Raw genomic sequence first — 13,865 nt, 5'->3', positions numbered from 1 at the left:
ACATTCCTCCTAATTTTCAATGCTTTCTCTTAATTTTTCTTTATATTGATCTACTTTAATTTTCATATTTTCGAGTGTTACGCCTTTGTTAAGTAAATAGGAATAAAGAAGAGTAAACGTCGCAATCGTAACCAACAAAGCTACAAGCATCGTTGGGGCAATCCCCTCTCCTTTTTGAGAAGGGCCCTCCCCAAAAACAATCGGATGAAGTTTTGTCTGCCACCAGCGAATTGCAAAGAATACAATCGGAACATCAACAAAGCCAATGATTCCGAATACAGCAGACAGCCTTGCCTTTTTATCCCAGACTCCATCCATATGACGAATCATGATGTATGCAATATATATAAAGAATAGGATTAACGTCGTAATTAAACGGGGCTCCCATACCCACCAAGTATTCCATGATGATTTTGCCCAAATGGGGCCAGTTGTTAGTACAATAAGAGTAAATACTACCCCAATTTCCGCGGAAACATAGGCATATGTATCAAAGATTCTTTTCCGCTTGATCAAAAACAATATGCTAAACAAAAAGGTGATAAAAAAGGCAAAAAAGGCCACCCATGCGGAACTCACATGAAAATAAAAGATCTTTTGTGCCGCACCCATTGTTTTTTCTTCCTCTGCATATAAGAAGATAAAATAAAGGGATAAAAGCATTGCAATAACCGTACTGCCAAATAATATTTTAGGTAACCTCGAGCCCTTTGCTTCGTCCAATTGAGGTAAAGGAAGCGTGACCTTTTCCCGTTCGAGATTCATACTCATTTCTTAAACCTCCAATACATAATCGATTAATAAAAATGAAACCACGAAGAAAATAATATCGTATGCTGTGACCATTTGCGTCCATGAAAGCGCACTTGATAATTTGCTCATATCCGTTAAAATAATCCTGGTTGCTTGGGTAACCCCAATTAAGATCGGACTTGTAATCGGAAATAATAATAATGGCAACAGCATTTCGCTGCTTCTGGAATTAGCAGCCAAGGCAGCTAAAAAAGTACCGATGGAAATAAACCCAAAGCTGCCGACAAAGATTACTAGAATAAAATAACCGACACTTCCAAGCATTTTGAAATCAAATAATAAGAATAAAAACGGGATGGAAACCAGTTCAACAATTAGAATCATCGTGAAATTTGCGATGAATTTTCCTAAAAAAATACTAGCAGCTTCCATCGGCGCCACCAATAAACCCTGAATCGTATCATTTCGCTGCTCGGAAATAAACGAACGGTTAAGGCCTAAGATACCGGCAAAAACGATAATCACCCAAATAATCCCAGGGATAACAGCCTTAGTTGTATTATTAGCCGGATCAAAGGCGAAGCTGAAAACCACGATGACAAGCCCGGCAAAAATAATCTGGGTTACTAATATTTGCTTTGTTTTTAATTCTGAGAGTAAATCTTTTTTTGCTAACATGAGCGCTGTTCGAAAAAGGTTCATGATGCTCCCTCCACCTGCAGCTCATATTTTTGAGAAACGATGCTAAGGGCCTGATCCTTGATGCGAAAATCATCGACAATTTTCCCATTTTTCACAATGATAATCCGGTCACAAATTTCAGCAGCTTGTTTAAAATCATGTGTAACCATCAAGGTTGTTGCCCCTTTTTCTTTCATGGAAAGGATTGCTTTGTTTAATATCGTTATCGCCCCTTGATCTAATCCAGTATGCGGCTCATCGAGTAGCAGGATTTCCGGATCATGAATAATCGCTCGGGCAATTGCAACTCTTTGGATCATCCCACGGGAAAAATTCTTTACCGGTTCATTTAAAAAGAATGACAATCCTACCTCTTTTACCAGTTCAACCGCTTTTTTTTCGACCTCTTTCACACCATAAACATTTCCATAGAACACAAGATTTTCTAAAGGTGAGTAATGATCATAAAGTAAGCTTGAATGGGGCAGGTATCCTAATATTTTTTTAATCTCCGTTTGGTTCTTTTTTAAATCCAAACCATTTACTTTGAGAATTCCCGAAGTGGGTTTTATTAGGGAAGCAAGCACCTTTAACAGGGTACTTTTCCCCGCACCGTTTGGTCCAAGAATGGCTACTGTTTCTCCTTTTTTAATAGAGAGGTCTATTCCGCGTAAAATTAATTTGTTGTCCGCTTGCTTAGTAAGTTTTTGTATTTCTATCATTGCAGTCCCCCCAAACTAGAAGCTTACTCTATATATTTCCGTAAACTCAATTTCACTTGGACCAAATGCTGTTTATATGCATTGAGTTTTGCCTGATAATCATCCTCAGACAGGCTTCCATCCCCGAAGGTTTCTTCGAGCTCAATCATTTTATCCAAAATAGCCTTTTGTTTTGCCATTAACAGCTTAAACGCTTTTTCTTCCTTATCTGCACCAAGCCTTTCCTCTTCCAATCTCGCTTTTCTTTTAAAGTAGGCAAAATAAGAGACTCCCGCGATGATCATGGCAAGCAATACGATTAAAAAGATGTGCGGGTTGAAGCGCCTTAGTGCAGATTGCTCCCACATGCGAATATGTCCAGGATTATGAAACGCAGGTGCCGTTCGTGTAACGGATGTTGTTTTAGCGCTATTTTTCTCTACCGCCGCCGCAGTTCCTTCTGTGGAAGGCTGTTTATCCTTGTTATAAAAAAGCGTAAAGGACTGGTCCACTTTAATTCCTTCGACGCTATAACCCCAATAGTTTTGATTTTCAAATTTAAAGAGTCCCTGTTCTGTTGCTTCCACACCCTTAAATTCAACACTTCCCATGCCTTCAGGGACTAGAACCTGCATCGTTTGCACAGGATAATCAAACGAAAGGGTAATTCCCTTCCCCTTTGGCATCCGATAACTGTAGGGAAGAACCTGTGTTTGATTAGCCGGGATTGAATCCTTTGTAATAAACCCTGTATCCATCTGTTTTATTGCTATTTTACTATCTAAAAAATTTAAATCTGTAGCTCCTGCCGGTAAAGTTGCCTTTAATACTCCGTCACTTTTTCCATCCCCGTTAAATTCCTTGGCAGTTTCATTCGAATAATTGACCATATTCATCATATTCGTGGAGCCATCTTCTGCAGGGCTTACTACAAGATAATGCATATCAATTGAAATCTTTGAGTTGGATGCTGCCATCCCATTTAAGGGAAGAAGCAGCAACAACCCAAGGAAGAAAATGGTGATCTTCTTAATCACTTCCCTTCCCCCTTTTTCTTTTTATAGCTTTTCATAGTTGCTTCAATTTCTCGTTCTATTTCAGCCATTAGCGCTTGATCCATCTTCTGTTCATCGACATGCTCGTCTTCTTTCATCAAAACGGCAATCTGAATCTCGTACTGCTTCTTTAAGTGGTGATAATCGGTTTGCGATATTTTATCCATTTTGTACTCAAATTCTAATTCATTGAGTGTTGTCAGCAGTGCTTCTTTCGTCCCAGCCATTTCCTGCTTTGCACTGCCCGGTAAATAAGCATCCCATTTAAAAAGTGGTGATATGGTTAAAAATAAACAGAGCAGTAATAATGCAACTGTAAAAATGATTGATATGATTGAGATATCGTGCATTTTGTTCACATCCTAGAGATACTTTTTACGTTCCTCATCAATCATGGAGGAAAGGATTTCTCCTTCAACCTCATCCTTATTTGCTTCAGCTTCAAGGACAGGTTCATCCCCTTCCTTTTTCCTCACCCATTTTCTAATGACGAAAAATAATGAAGCGGCAGCAAGTCCTAACACGACGAAAGGAAGAATCCAGGCAGTCAAGCTAAATCCACTTTTTTCGGGAGCAGTTAAGATTTCTTCACCGTAGATATTGACGTAATAATCGCGGATTTTATCCTTGTCCCAGCCCTTATTCATCATGCCAACTAGATCCTTCTTAAACTCTTTCGTAAGACTGCATGTATTTGGATCGCACTCAAAATGATCCTGTCCACAGCCGCATGTGCAGGAAAATTGTGAAGCTACAGCTTTAAATTCAGCTGATTTATAGTCGATGGTTTTGGCATCTACACGAAAGAAAGATGCTTGAAAGATAAATGCTATGAGGATAAGCCCAATAGAATATTTGTATTTCATACTAAGCCACCTCTTTACGTACTCCTGTGTATCTAGGAGTAATATTTTGATATTTTCCATTCCATACAGCAAACAATGCCCCAATCACAATCATGAAAGACCCAAGCCATAACCAATCCATCATAGGATTAACTTTAACGACAAATGTGGCCTTGCCATCATCTTCCCAGGCACTTAGGACAATATATAAGTCTTCTTTTAAAGAAGAAATAATTGCTACCTCAGAAGAAGGTTCTTCCCAGTTACCGTAAAAAACCTTTTGTGGTTCAAAGGAGCCAAGCTTTTTCCCATCCTTAAAGACAGTAACATCCGCGTAGACAATATCATTAATTCCTTCTTTTTTCTGATCCAGCCGTTCATAATTGATACGATAATCTTTAATGTCAATAGAGCCGCCTAAAGGAACCGTTTTCATCGTCTGCAAATCATAGTTTTGCGAACCTATAATCCCCATTGTGATAAAAGCAATCCCAAGGTGAACAAGATAGCCTCCATAGCGGCGGCGATTTTTAATCATTAAACGGTAAAGTGCGACGAATGGACTTTCCTTCGTCATTTTTCTCCTTGCTTTTACGCCTCGATAAAACTCTAAATAGTGGGTAATAAATAATAGAATAATAACTCCATAGCCGATAACCGCCCATGCTTTCTGGATACCGAGCACAATCATTAACACCATACCAGCCACTGCAAGGATAGCAGGAATCATAAAGTTTTTCTTTAAATTTTTTACAGTAGAACGTTGCCAGGCAAGCATTGGACAAACAGCCATCACAAACATCATCGATAAAAGAATTGGCGCTTCTACTTTATTAAAGAAAGGAAGCCCAACCGTTACCTTCGTTCCACGAACAGCCTCTGAAACGAGCGGAAAGATGGTTCCCCAGAACACGGCGAAAGCTGCTCCAACTAATAATAGATTGTTAACTAAGAAACTGCTTTCCTTTGAAACAAATGATGTAAATTCTCCTGCACTTCTTTTAAGGAGGTTATAACGGCTCATCAGCACGTATAATGCCCCAATGACGGCTACCCCCATAAAGATTAGGAAGTATAATCCGAGATTTGAGTTTGCAAACGCATGGACAGAGGTAAGAACTCCACTTCGGACCAGGAATGTTCCGAATAGTGTCAATGCATAGGAAACAATAATTAAGCTGATATTCCAAACCTTTAACATATTTTTTCGTTCTTGAATCATAACAGAGTGTAAAAAAGCGGTTGCCATTAACCACGGCATAAACGAAGCGTTCTCTACCGGATCCCATGCCCAGTATCCGCCCCAGCCTAGTTCAACATACGCCCATTGCCCCCCAAAGATATTGCCTAAGCTTAGAAACAACCAAGCAATAATCGTCCACCGTCTTGTCATTTTAATCCAAAAATCATCGACATTTTTCAGGATTAAGGCAGCCATAGCAAATGCAAAAGGAACAGCCAATCCAACATAGCCAAGATAAAGGGTCACAGGATGAATAATCATACCTGGATTTTGAAGCATTGGATTTAGGCCCTTACCTTCCGCAGGTATTTCTGTCAGTACGGCGAACGGTTTTGCTACAAAGCCAAGGATGAAAAAGAAGAAAACCGCATTGGCTAATAGAATCGCAGAAATATATGGAACCATTGGGTTCCCTTTCATTTTTTTAGAAAAAACAATCATGATCGAATACAATGTTAAGAAAAAAGTCCATAATAGCAGGGAACCGGAATTTCCTGCCCATAAAGCCGTGAGTTTATAAATAATCGGAAGCTCACTGCTTGTATAGTCTGTTACATATTCATATTGAAATTGAGAAGTTGCTAATAGATACAGTAATGAAATCATGGCAAAAGCTGCGCAGGTAAATAGGGCAACCATTGCCCCCTTACCACTATTGATAAACCGCTGATTCTTTGTGCTAATTCCTAGTGTCATAATGAGAAGAGCGTATATGGCAAGTGCTAATCCAATATAAATTGTGGCATTCGCGAATAAATACATTTTGTCACCTTCTTATGTCTCTCTCTTAGTTTTCTTTTGGTGGCTTGTTTAACATTTTTGCGTGTTTTTTAGGATCATAGTTTTTCATATCTTTTCCCTCATATTTAGAAGGGCATCTCGTTTTTACCGATTCCGCTTTGAAATGGTCCTTTGTTGTCGGTGACCCTTGGAGAATGACAATGACTCCTTGAGAGAAATTATCCGGTTTTGGTCCGTTATGAATGACATGAAGCGTATTACCTTCGTTATCCTTCAAATCAAACTTCAATTCAATTTTGTCGGGATTCCATTGAATGGTCTTTTCTTGTAATAAGCCTTCGACGGTGACAAAATCATCTTTATGTTGGTCCTGTGTGGCAAGTAATTGTTTCATCGTTAATTCAATCCCGCTTGACCCCGGCGTTGCGGCCATCAAGAGAAAAATAATCGCCCCTGCAATTACAAAGCCTCCAAGCAATACGAGTGTGTTTTTCTTCATTCTCAGCACCCCATCAAATTAATTTTTTCATTTGTTCGTCGTATGTCTCTTGATCAATTTTTCCAGTCAATAGCTTTTTACGAAGCTCCTTTTTTTGTTCTACATTTGCAGACTTACTATCTTTTTTTATGGTTTGTTTCGATTGTTGCTGTTTATTTTTAATGGCTCCCTTTGCTTCTCTTTGCGGTCTACCTTTGAATCCCATATATACAAGAGCACCTGCAATGATAATTGCTAATCCGATTATAGTAGCACCGCCAACCCCGATAATCGGTTTTGGATTTGGATTCTCGGTGCTTGTACTGTTATTGAGCACTTGATAGGTTGAAGTAGAACCGCTTACCTCTTTATGGTTTTCATCATTTGGGGCTTGCTGTTTATTAATGGCAGCCATTGTTGATTCAGTTCCAGATTTCTTATAAGAGAACGAATATTTCATTGAATCCCCAATTTTAACGTTTTTGTATTGGTAGTAGAAAAGATCCTCTCCATACTCACTTTTTTCTGTATTTTGTGGTTTAGGATTCATTTGAATTTCTTTTGCCTTCATTGGTGCATAAAAAATTACGTCAAGCTGCTTAATTTCCGCATTATTTTTTAGTTTGTATGTAAAGCTTTTCTTATCCGCAACTTTTATTGAATTTGTGTAATATTCGATGACGAATCGATATGTTTGGTTATTTTTTATTGGATTTTTCGGTTTCCAGGTAACGATGCCTTTTTCTTGATCAACATCATATGGCCGCTGAACCTCCGGCTTATTTACATCAGGAAATTCTGCCACTAAATAAGCCTGAAAGTTTTTTTCCTTTGCAGGGACAGGAATTTCAACTTTACCGTTAAAATCTTGCCCGCTTTTATTAGTAATCGTTCCGTATTGACCCACTAGTAAGGATGGAGTGTCTTTTGGCCAATCCTCCGGGTAATCAAATTCCGGCATTACCTGTATTTGCATTTCTTTAAACGGAAACTTTTCTGCCTTAAATTCCATTTCCGCACTTGCATTTTGTAAACAAAAGCTGGACAAAAACGAGGCAAAAATGAATAAGACAAGCCATTTCTTTTTTAGCATTTAGATCCCCCTTAATTGGAAAACTCATCACCAGAAAGTACTATTTTCCACCATAGCCCTCTTCGGAATAAATATAATCCGTAATAGCTCCCGATGGTTGATTCACTCTTGAACATTTTGTTAAAGGAGGAAAATCGCCCTGTTTTTGACAAAAAAACAACACAAAATATTCACATGTAATGAATAGGGAATAAAAAGAACCTGAATCCAATTGATTCAGGTTCTTTACTCTTCCATATCTAATGACCGAATATAGGAAACAATATCGGTGATATCTTTCTCTTTTAATTGTCTTACCCCTTCAAGTCCTTTTAAGGATGGGCCCATCCTAGTGCCTTCACGGCCATAAGCCGTACTAATCCAAATTTGCTTATTGGAAGTGAATTTTAAATATTGTGGATTTGCAAGAGCTGTCCCCATTTTTAATTTTCCCGCGCCTGACTCTCCATGACAATTAAGACAATACAGATTATATTGTTTCTCTCCACTCTCGATATTTCCAGAGATCGTTTTTGGCACAGCAAATTTAATTCTGTTGGTTTGCCAACTTCGGATAAAGGTAACGAGTTGGTTTATATCTTTTTCGGACAATATTGTTCCGTAGGCTGGCATATCTGTCCCATTTCTGCCAGATTTCACATACTCATATAGATCACGATTTGTCACCGTACTTAAGAATTGCTGATTATTAAGAGCTGTCCCGACCTTTGTGCCTTCACCCTTACCAGTTTGTCCGTGACAGGCAAGACAATGTTGACGATAAATTTTTTCACCTGCTACTATCGCTTTAGAGTCCTTCTGAACGGGAATAAATCCCTTTCCAAGGAAAGCAGCAGCAATTAAAATCAAAGCAAAAAATCCAACAAATAATTTCTTCAAAGGCTATCCCTACTTTGGTTCAGGTGTTGGTGTTGGATCCCCATATTCTTTATATTTTTCATTTATTAATCGATAAATTTCTTTTGGATTTTTACCATCCAGATGCATTTGTACCGCCTCCCGGGCGATATTGATACAAATGTCTCACGATATACTCATCGAATCCCATTGTTCCACTTTCATATTCGAATCAAATTTATCAATATAACAACTTAAATTACTATCATGCCCATCCGTACCACAGCCGCAAAAACACGGGACCTGTGCCAATACCTTTGGATAGTTCGAGGCCATTACATAGGTTTCTTTTATTTTTGCAGATGAGTTTAAAACGTAATCCGGTAAAGGAGCATTTTTTTTATCAAATTTTGTGTTGGCTTGATTCGAACTGCATCCGACAGCAATAAATACAATTATTATACTCATCAAAAATAATGAGCCAATTCGCTTCATTTTCAATTTCCTCCTTCCTAATCCTAATTTCATGTTCATTTTAGCAAAACATTTTTTTGCAAACGGCCCTTAATTCTTACTATTTAGTGAAGTTTTATGGTTTTAATCGTTTTTATAGTGATTCTGTTCAGCTGGTCATGACCCTTTTTGCAGCCAGCCTTCCTGGAATGCAAAGGCCGCTGCCTGGACACGATTATTCATGTGAAGCTTTTCCATAATATTTCTTAAATGATTTTTAACTGTATTTTCGGAAATAAGTAATGCTAGGCCAATTTCGCGATTCGTCAAACCTTTCATAACATGGACTAATATTTCTTTCTCACGCTTTGTCAAAAGGTCTTTTTTGGTAAAGAATAATCCCACTTGCCTTCGGCTGTATTTTTGCTCCCCTGACAGGTTTTCAATGATTTTTCCCGTCATTTGCCCAGTAATGACGTTTTCCCCCCTAAAAACCATATGTACAAATGTCAGTAATTCATTAGGAAGTAAATCCTTTAATAAATATCCTTTAGCTCCAGATTTAAGTGCCTCAACTAATAACTCTTCCTGGTCATTCATCGTTAGCATTAAAACTTTTACTTCTTTCAATTCGGTTACAATCATTTTCAATGCTTGAAGCCCATCGATAACGGGCAAATTCATAGCTAATAAAATTACATCAGGTTTTTTTTCTCTAGCTATTTCATATGCTTCTTTTCCGTTATACGCCTTTCCAACAATTTGTAGAGATGGATCTTCTGAGAGAATACTTTCCATGCCACGAATAAACACATGATGATCATCAGCTAAAAGAATTTTTATTTTATCCATTAGACTCCCCCTAATCTTAAAAGGCAAATTAATATCTCTATATAGGAACTGGTTACACAACTTCATTTTATTCTTCCAACGAAGTACACACTAGTAAGGGAGGATTAGTTTAATAAATTGTTCAAAACTTTCTTTGCAAGATTTCACAAAATTTTCATATATAGAAGAAATCTAAAGAAAAAACAAAAAGGCCTTAGACGCTATATACCGTCTAAGGCCTTCTATAAATTTCTTAAGCTCTTGATACGTAAGAAGCTTCTGTAGTATTGATGATAAGCTTGTCACCTTGGTTTACAAAGAATGGAACTTGAACAATTAAACCAGTTTCAAGTGTTGCTGGTTTTGTACCGCCCGACGCCGTATCACCCTTAATTCCAGGCTCCGTATCAGTCACTTCAAGTTCAACTGTGTTTGGCAATTCAACCCCAAGAGTTTCATAATTAAACATCATAATATGAACTTCCATATTTTCTTTCAAGAACTTTAATTCATACTCGATGCTAGTTGCCGGAAGCTCAACTTGCTCGTAAGATTCCATATCCATAAATATATGTTGATCTCCGCTTGCATAAAGATACTGCATCTTGCGGTTATCAATTTGGGCTTTTTCAACCTTCTCACCGGCACGGAACGTTTTTTCTTGTATAGCTCCGTTACGAAGATTACGCAGCTTGGAACGAACAAAAGCTGCACCCTTACCTGGTTTTACGTGTTGGAAGTCAATGACGCGCCAAATACCGCCATCCACTTCAATCGTTAAGCCTGTTTTAAAATCGTTAACAGAAATCATGCAATAAATCCTCCTATATACATTACAAAATAATTAGATCTTTTGTTGAGTGAGTCAGAGCTTCATTACCAGTCTTCGTGACCAATGTGTCATCTTCGATTCGGACGCCGCCAAGCTCTGGAATATAAATTCCCGGTTCACATGTAACCACCATTCCTGGTTCTAAAACAAGGTCAGAACGAAATGAAAGAGCAGGACCTTCATGAACTTCAAGACCAATTCCATGGCCAGTTGAATGTCCAAAATATTCACCGAATCCTTTTTCAGTTATGTAGTCTCTTGTTATCGCATCAGCTTCTTTACCTGTCATCCCAGGTTTAATGCCTTCCATTCCTCTGAGCTGCGCATCCAGAACAATCTCATAAATATTCTTAAGCTTTTCATCCGGCTGTCCCACTGCTACTGTCCTTGTGATATCGGATACATAACCTTTATAATATGCACCATAATCAAGGGTAACAAAATCCCCCGTTTCAATTACTTTATCACTTGCTACACCATGTGGAAGTGCAGAGCGCTGCCCTGAAGCTACAATTGTATCAAATGAAGAAGATGTCGCTCCAGCCCTTCTCATAAAGAACTCTAATTCATTCGCTACCTCAAGCTCAGTCTTCCCAGGGCGAATAAAATCTAAAATATGTTTAAACGCAGCATCAGCAATATCTGCTGCTTCCTTTAATATCTTAATCTCTGCATCCGTCTTAATCAAGCGTAATTTTTCAATTACTCCTGAAACCGGCAGCAGCTCCCCTTCAATTTCTTTCTCATAGGATTTAAATTCAGAAAAAGTTAAATAGTCCGCTTCAAAACCAAGCTTGTTGATTCCAAGCTGTTTGACCTGTTTCGCCACTTCCTCTGGAATCGTAGTTGAAAATTTAATAATTTCGAATCCTTGACATTGCTTTGAAGCCTGCTCAATATAGCGAAAATCAGTTATAAATAATGCTTTTTCAGAACTAATTAAAACGACACCTGCGGTTCCGGTAAAGTTTGAAACATATCGGCGGTTGTAGGAGCTTGTAATTAATATTCCATCAATCCCGTTTGCCGCAAAACTTTCTCTTAATTTCTCTAATTTCACCATGGGTTTCTACTCTCCTTTTAAAAGGCAGTTTTAGAACTATGTACTTGGTTTTGCACAACAAAATTATTTTATCATAATAGATTAAATCCGCCTAATCATGATGATTAACTAGCTGTCTCTTTTCGCTTCATTACGGTATTTTGGTACTCATAATTAATGGAATATCCTATAAAAATTCCATATACGATATATAAACAAACTGAAGAAATCAAGGTATCTCTGTTTAAGTCCACAATAGGATCCATACTCGGAAAAAGTGGGTTTAATACAAAGAATACCAATAAAAATAAGACAATCCCATAACCTAGTCCAAACCAAAAGCCAGTAAACTTTCTTAATGCAGCATAATAAATAAATGCAACCACAACGGAAATGCATCCAAGTAATAGTATGGAGATTAGCGTTCCAATCCAACCGTACTTCCAACTGCCAAGGGCCCATGGCTCTAGAAGGATATTTGGGCGAATCTCCGTAAAATTAAAATAGTAAGCTAACCAGCCGATTGTACTCCAAAAAAGTCCCCCAATTAGCCCTGTCCAAAAAACCATCATTGGGAAGGACATTGGTTTTGGATACGTTTTTTCCTTGCGATCATTTTCCATGGAATAGACCTCCTTTTATCTTTTATCCAATGGATATACTGAGTTTTTTTGAGTATGCTCCCATAATGTTCTTACTTTTTATTATGTCCTTCGGATTTCATTCCCTTGCATATAAAAATTTTTTTAATTTAAATGGAAAAATTATTACATTCATAGAGGTTTTTTCTTTTTTCTAGTAGAATAAATTTAAGTACATACAGATTTACTTTCTGCTAATGTGCAACTTTGTTAAGGTTGGTGTAATGTACATGTCTAAAACTCAAAAACCAGTTTACGGCGGCCAGGCGGTTGTCGAAGGCGTTATGTTCGGCGGAAAGCATCATTATGTTACCGCCATTCGCAGAAAGGACCATTCTGTTGAATATTTCCGTTTACCTCGAAAGGTAAACCCTCAATTGGCAAATCTGAAAAAGATTCCATTTCTCCGTGGAATCATTGCGATCATTGAAGCTAGTGCAAATGGTTCCAAGCATTTAAATTTTTCAACCGAAAGATATGATGTGGACCCTAAAGATGATCATACAATAAAAGAAAAAGAAGGTTCGAAGCTTAGTATGTACCTGGGGGTTGCTGTAATTGGTGTTATTTCCTTTTTGTTTGGGAAATTTGCTTTTACGTTAATCCCTGTCTTCCTAGCCGAATTAACCAGAACCATTTTTCCATCCGATTTTGCACAAGTGCTTGTTGAAGGCTTTTTTAAGCTAATCTTATTACTTTGCTATATTTATTTTGTTTCCCTTACACCTTTGATTAAAAGGGTGTTTCAATATCATGGTGCTGAGCATAAAGTAATCAATACCTTCGAATCAGGAGCGGAACTAACGGTGGAAAATGTTCAAGCACATTCCCGGCTTCATTACCGCTGTGGCAGCAGTTTTATCTTGTTTACGGTTATTGTTGGGGTATTTGTTTATATGCTTGTCCCAACTTCGCCTTTATGGTTACGCATTGTTGATCGGCTGGCATTAATTCCTGTTGTGCTTGGAATTGCTTTTGAAGTCTTACAGCTTACCAATAAGCTTAGAGATATTCCTGTATTAAAGTATTTAGGTCTCCCTGGTTTATGGCTTCAATTGTTAACAACAAAAGAACCAGATAATGACCAGGTGGAAGTGGCGATTTTGTCCTTTAAGGAACTGTTAAGTATGGAAGAGGCAACAGAGAAGCAAGTAGAGATAGAGGAAATTGTCTAATCTTTGCCTTTTCCGTGTTTAAAAGATAAAAAAAATGCTTAAGATGCTCATAGGGAGGTGGCTTTCTTGAAAAATCGGACACCCGTTATCATTGTTGGCGGGCTAATACTTCTTGCTTTATTGGGGATTTTTGCAACATTTACTAATAATCCTTCTGCTTTTCTTCAGAATATACTTGTCATTGCATTGGTTGGTCTCGTTATCTTTTTCCTTGTTCGAAGGTTTTCAAATTCGAGCCCTCAGAAAAAAGAGCAGCGGGCATTTCTTAAGGCAGCGAAAAAGTCAAAAAAACGCTTGCAGCATAAAGGGAAGGACTCAGTAATTAAGAGTTCTTCTCTTGGGACCCTCTCATCTTTAAAGAAAAGCAATCGAATCAAAAAGAAATCTCCTGCTCACTTAACCGTCATTGACGGAAAAAAAGGCAAAAAGAAAAATCGAGCGTCACTTTAACGCTCTTTTTTTTT

At 38.0% G+C, this 13,865-nt stretch carries 17 protein-coding genes; 2 read left to right on the top strand and 15 right to left on the bottom strand.

Annotated features, from left to right (window positions below; translation table 11 throughout):
- Window positions 1-9 precede the first annotated feature (9 nt).
- The 15 genes from ACFQZ9_RS18580 to ACFQZ9_RS18510 form a co-directional block, all read right to left on the bottom strand.
- Window positions 10-771, bottom strand: coding sequence for a cytochrome c biogenesis protein (locus ACFQZ9_RS18580; RefSeq protein ID WP_198309149.1), 762 nt, complete (start codon window positions 769-771; stop codon window positions 10-12).
- Window positions 772-774: 3 nt separating this feature from the next.
- Window positions 775-1,455: a heme exporter protein CcmB gene (locus ACFQZ9_RS18575; protein WP_498944879.1), complete on the bottom strand. Its 681-nt coding sequence runs from the start codon at window positions 1,453-1,455 to the stop codon at window positions 775-777.
- A complete protein-coding gene (gene ccmA, locus ACFQZ9_RS18570; protein WP_498944878.1) occupies window positions 1,452-2,156 on the bottom strand; it encodes a heme ABC exporter ATP-binding protein CcmA in 705 nt (234 codons plus the stop codon). Before ccmA ends, ACFQZ9_RS18575 begins: the two co-directional genes overlap by 4 nt.
- 23 nt (window positions 2,157-2,179) lie before the next feature.
- Window positions 2,180-3,172 carry a hypothetical protein gene (locus ACFQZ9_RS18565; protein WP_498944877.1) on the bottom strand — a complete coding sequence of 331 codons (993 nt, stop codon included), beginning with the start codon at window positions 3,170-3,172 and terminating at the stop codon, window positions 2,180-2,182.
- Complete coding sequence (locus ACFQZ9_RS18560) at window positions 3,169-3,540, bottom strand: hypothetical protein (RefSeq protein ID WP_498944876.1); 372 nt, start codon at window positions 3,538-3,540, stop codon at window positions 3,169-3,171. Before ACFQZ9_RS18560 ends, ACFQZ9_RS18565 begins: the two co-directional genes overlap by 4 nt.
- Window positions 3,541-3,552: 12 nt before the next feature.
- Window positions 3,553-4,056: a cytochrome c-type biogenesis protein gene (locus tag ACFQZ9_RS18555; RefSeq protein WP_498944875.1), complete on the bottom strand. Its 504-nt coding sequence runs from the start codon at window positions 4,054-4,056 to the stop codon at window positions 3,553-3,555.
- A gap of 1 nt (window position 4,057) precedes the next feature.
- Entirely contained in the window at window positions 4,058-6,040 is a 1,983-nt protein-coding gene (locus ACFQZ9_RS18550; RefSeq protein WP_498944874.1) for a heme lyase CcmF/NrfE family subunit, read from the bottom strand.
- A gap of 25 nt (window positions 6,041-6,065) precedes the next feature.
- Window positions 6,066-6,518, bottom strand: a complete 453-nt coding sequence (locus tag ACFQZ9_RS18545; RefSeq protein ID WP_198309156.1) for a cytochrome c maturation protein CcmE — start codon at window positions 6,516-6,518, stop codon at window positions 6,066-6,068.
- A gap of 13 nt (window positions 6,519-6,531) precedes the next feature.
- Window positions 6,532-7,590, bottom strand: coding sequence for a hypothetical protein (locus ACFQZ9_RS18540; RefSeq protein ID WP_498944873.1), 1,059 nt, complete (start codon window positions 7,588-7,590; stop codon window positions 6,532-6,534).
- Window positions 7,591-7,815: 225 nt separating this feature from the next.
- Window positions 7,816-8,469, bottom strand: coding sequence for a c-type cytochrome (locus ACFQZ9_RS18535; RefSeq protein ID WP_498944872.1), 654 nt, complete (start codon window positions 8,467-8,469; stop codon window positions 7,816-7,818).
- Between the two features lie 9 nt (window positions 8,470-8,478).
- Window positions 8,479-8,922, bottom strand: a complete 444-nt coding sequence (locus ACFQZ9_RS18530) for a PCYCGC motif-containing (lipo)protein (protein WP_498944871.1) — start codon at window positions 8,920-8,922, stop codon at window positions 8,479-8,481.
- A 135-nt stretch (window positions 8,923-9,057) separates the two neighbouring features.
- Window positions 9,058-9,732 carry a response regulator gene (locus tag ACFQZ9_RS18525; RefSeq protein ID WP_498944870.1) on the bottom strand — a complete coding sequence of 225 codons (675 nt, stop codon included), beginning with the start codon at window positions 9,730-9,732 and terminating at the stop codon, window positions 9,058-9,060.
- A gap of 232 nt (window positions 9,733-9,964) precedes the next feature.
- Window positions 9,965-10,522, bottom strand: coding sequence for an elongation factor P (gene efp / locus ACFQZ9_RS18520; RefSeq protein ID WP_198309161.1), 558 nt, complete (start codon window positions 10,520-10,522; stop codon window positions 9,965-9,967).
- A gap of 22 nt (window positions 10,523-10,544) precedes the next feature.
- Entirely contained in the window at window positions 10,545-11,606 is a 1,062-nt protein-coding gene (locus ACFQZ9_RS18515; protein WP_498944868.1) for a M24 family metallopeptidase, read from the bottom strand.
- A 104-nt stretch (window positions 11,607-11,710) separates the two neighbouring features.
- A complete protein-coding gene (locus ACFQZ9_RS18510) occupies window positions 11,711-12,208 on the bottom strand; it encodes a YqhR family membrane protein (RefSeq protein ID WP_498944867.1) in 498 nt (165 codons plus the stop codon).
- Window positions 12,209-12,456: 248 nt separating this feature from the next.
- Here ACFQZ9_RS18510 and ACFQZ9_RS18505 point away from each other — a divergent pair, with 248 nt between their 5' ends.
- The gene (locus ACFQZ9_RS18505; RefSeq protein ID WP_198309164.1) at window positions 12,457-13,401 is read left to right on the top strand and encodes a DUF1385 domain-containing protein; all 945 of its coding nucleotides are present in this window, start codon (window positions 12,457-12,459) and stop codon (window positions 13,399-13,401) included.
- Window positions 13,402-13,458: 57 nt separating this feature from the next.
- Window positions 13,459-13,851: an SA1362 family protein gene (locus ACFQZ9_RS18500; protein ID WP_498944866.1), complete on the top strand. Its 393-nt coding sequence runs from the start codon at window positions 13,459-13,461 to the stop codon at window positions 13,849-13,851.
- The last annotated feature ends 14 nt before the right edge of the window (window positions 13,852-13,865 follow it).

This window comes from Neobacillus sp. GCM10027624 (genome assembly GCF_042675345.1).
In the GTDB taxonomy this organism is placed as follows: Bacteria; Bacillota; Bacilli; order Bacillales; family Cytobacillaceae; genus Neobacillus; species Neobacillus cucumis_D.
Note: the sequence above shows the minus strand (reverse complement) of the source record. Positions and strands in the feature narration are given on the sequence as shown.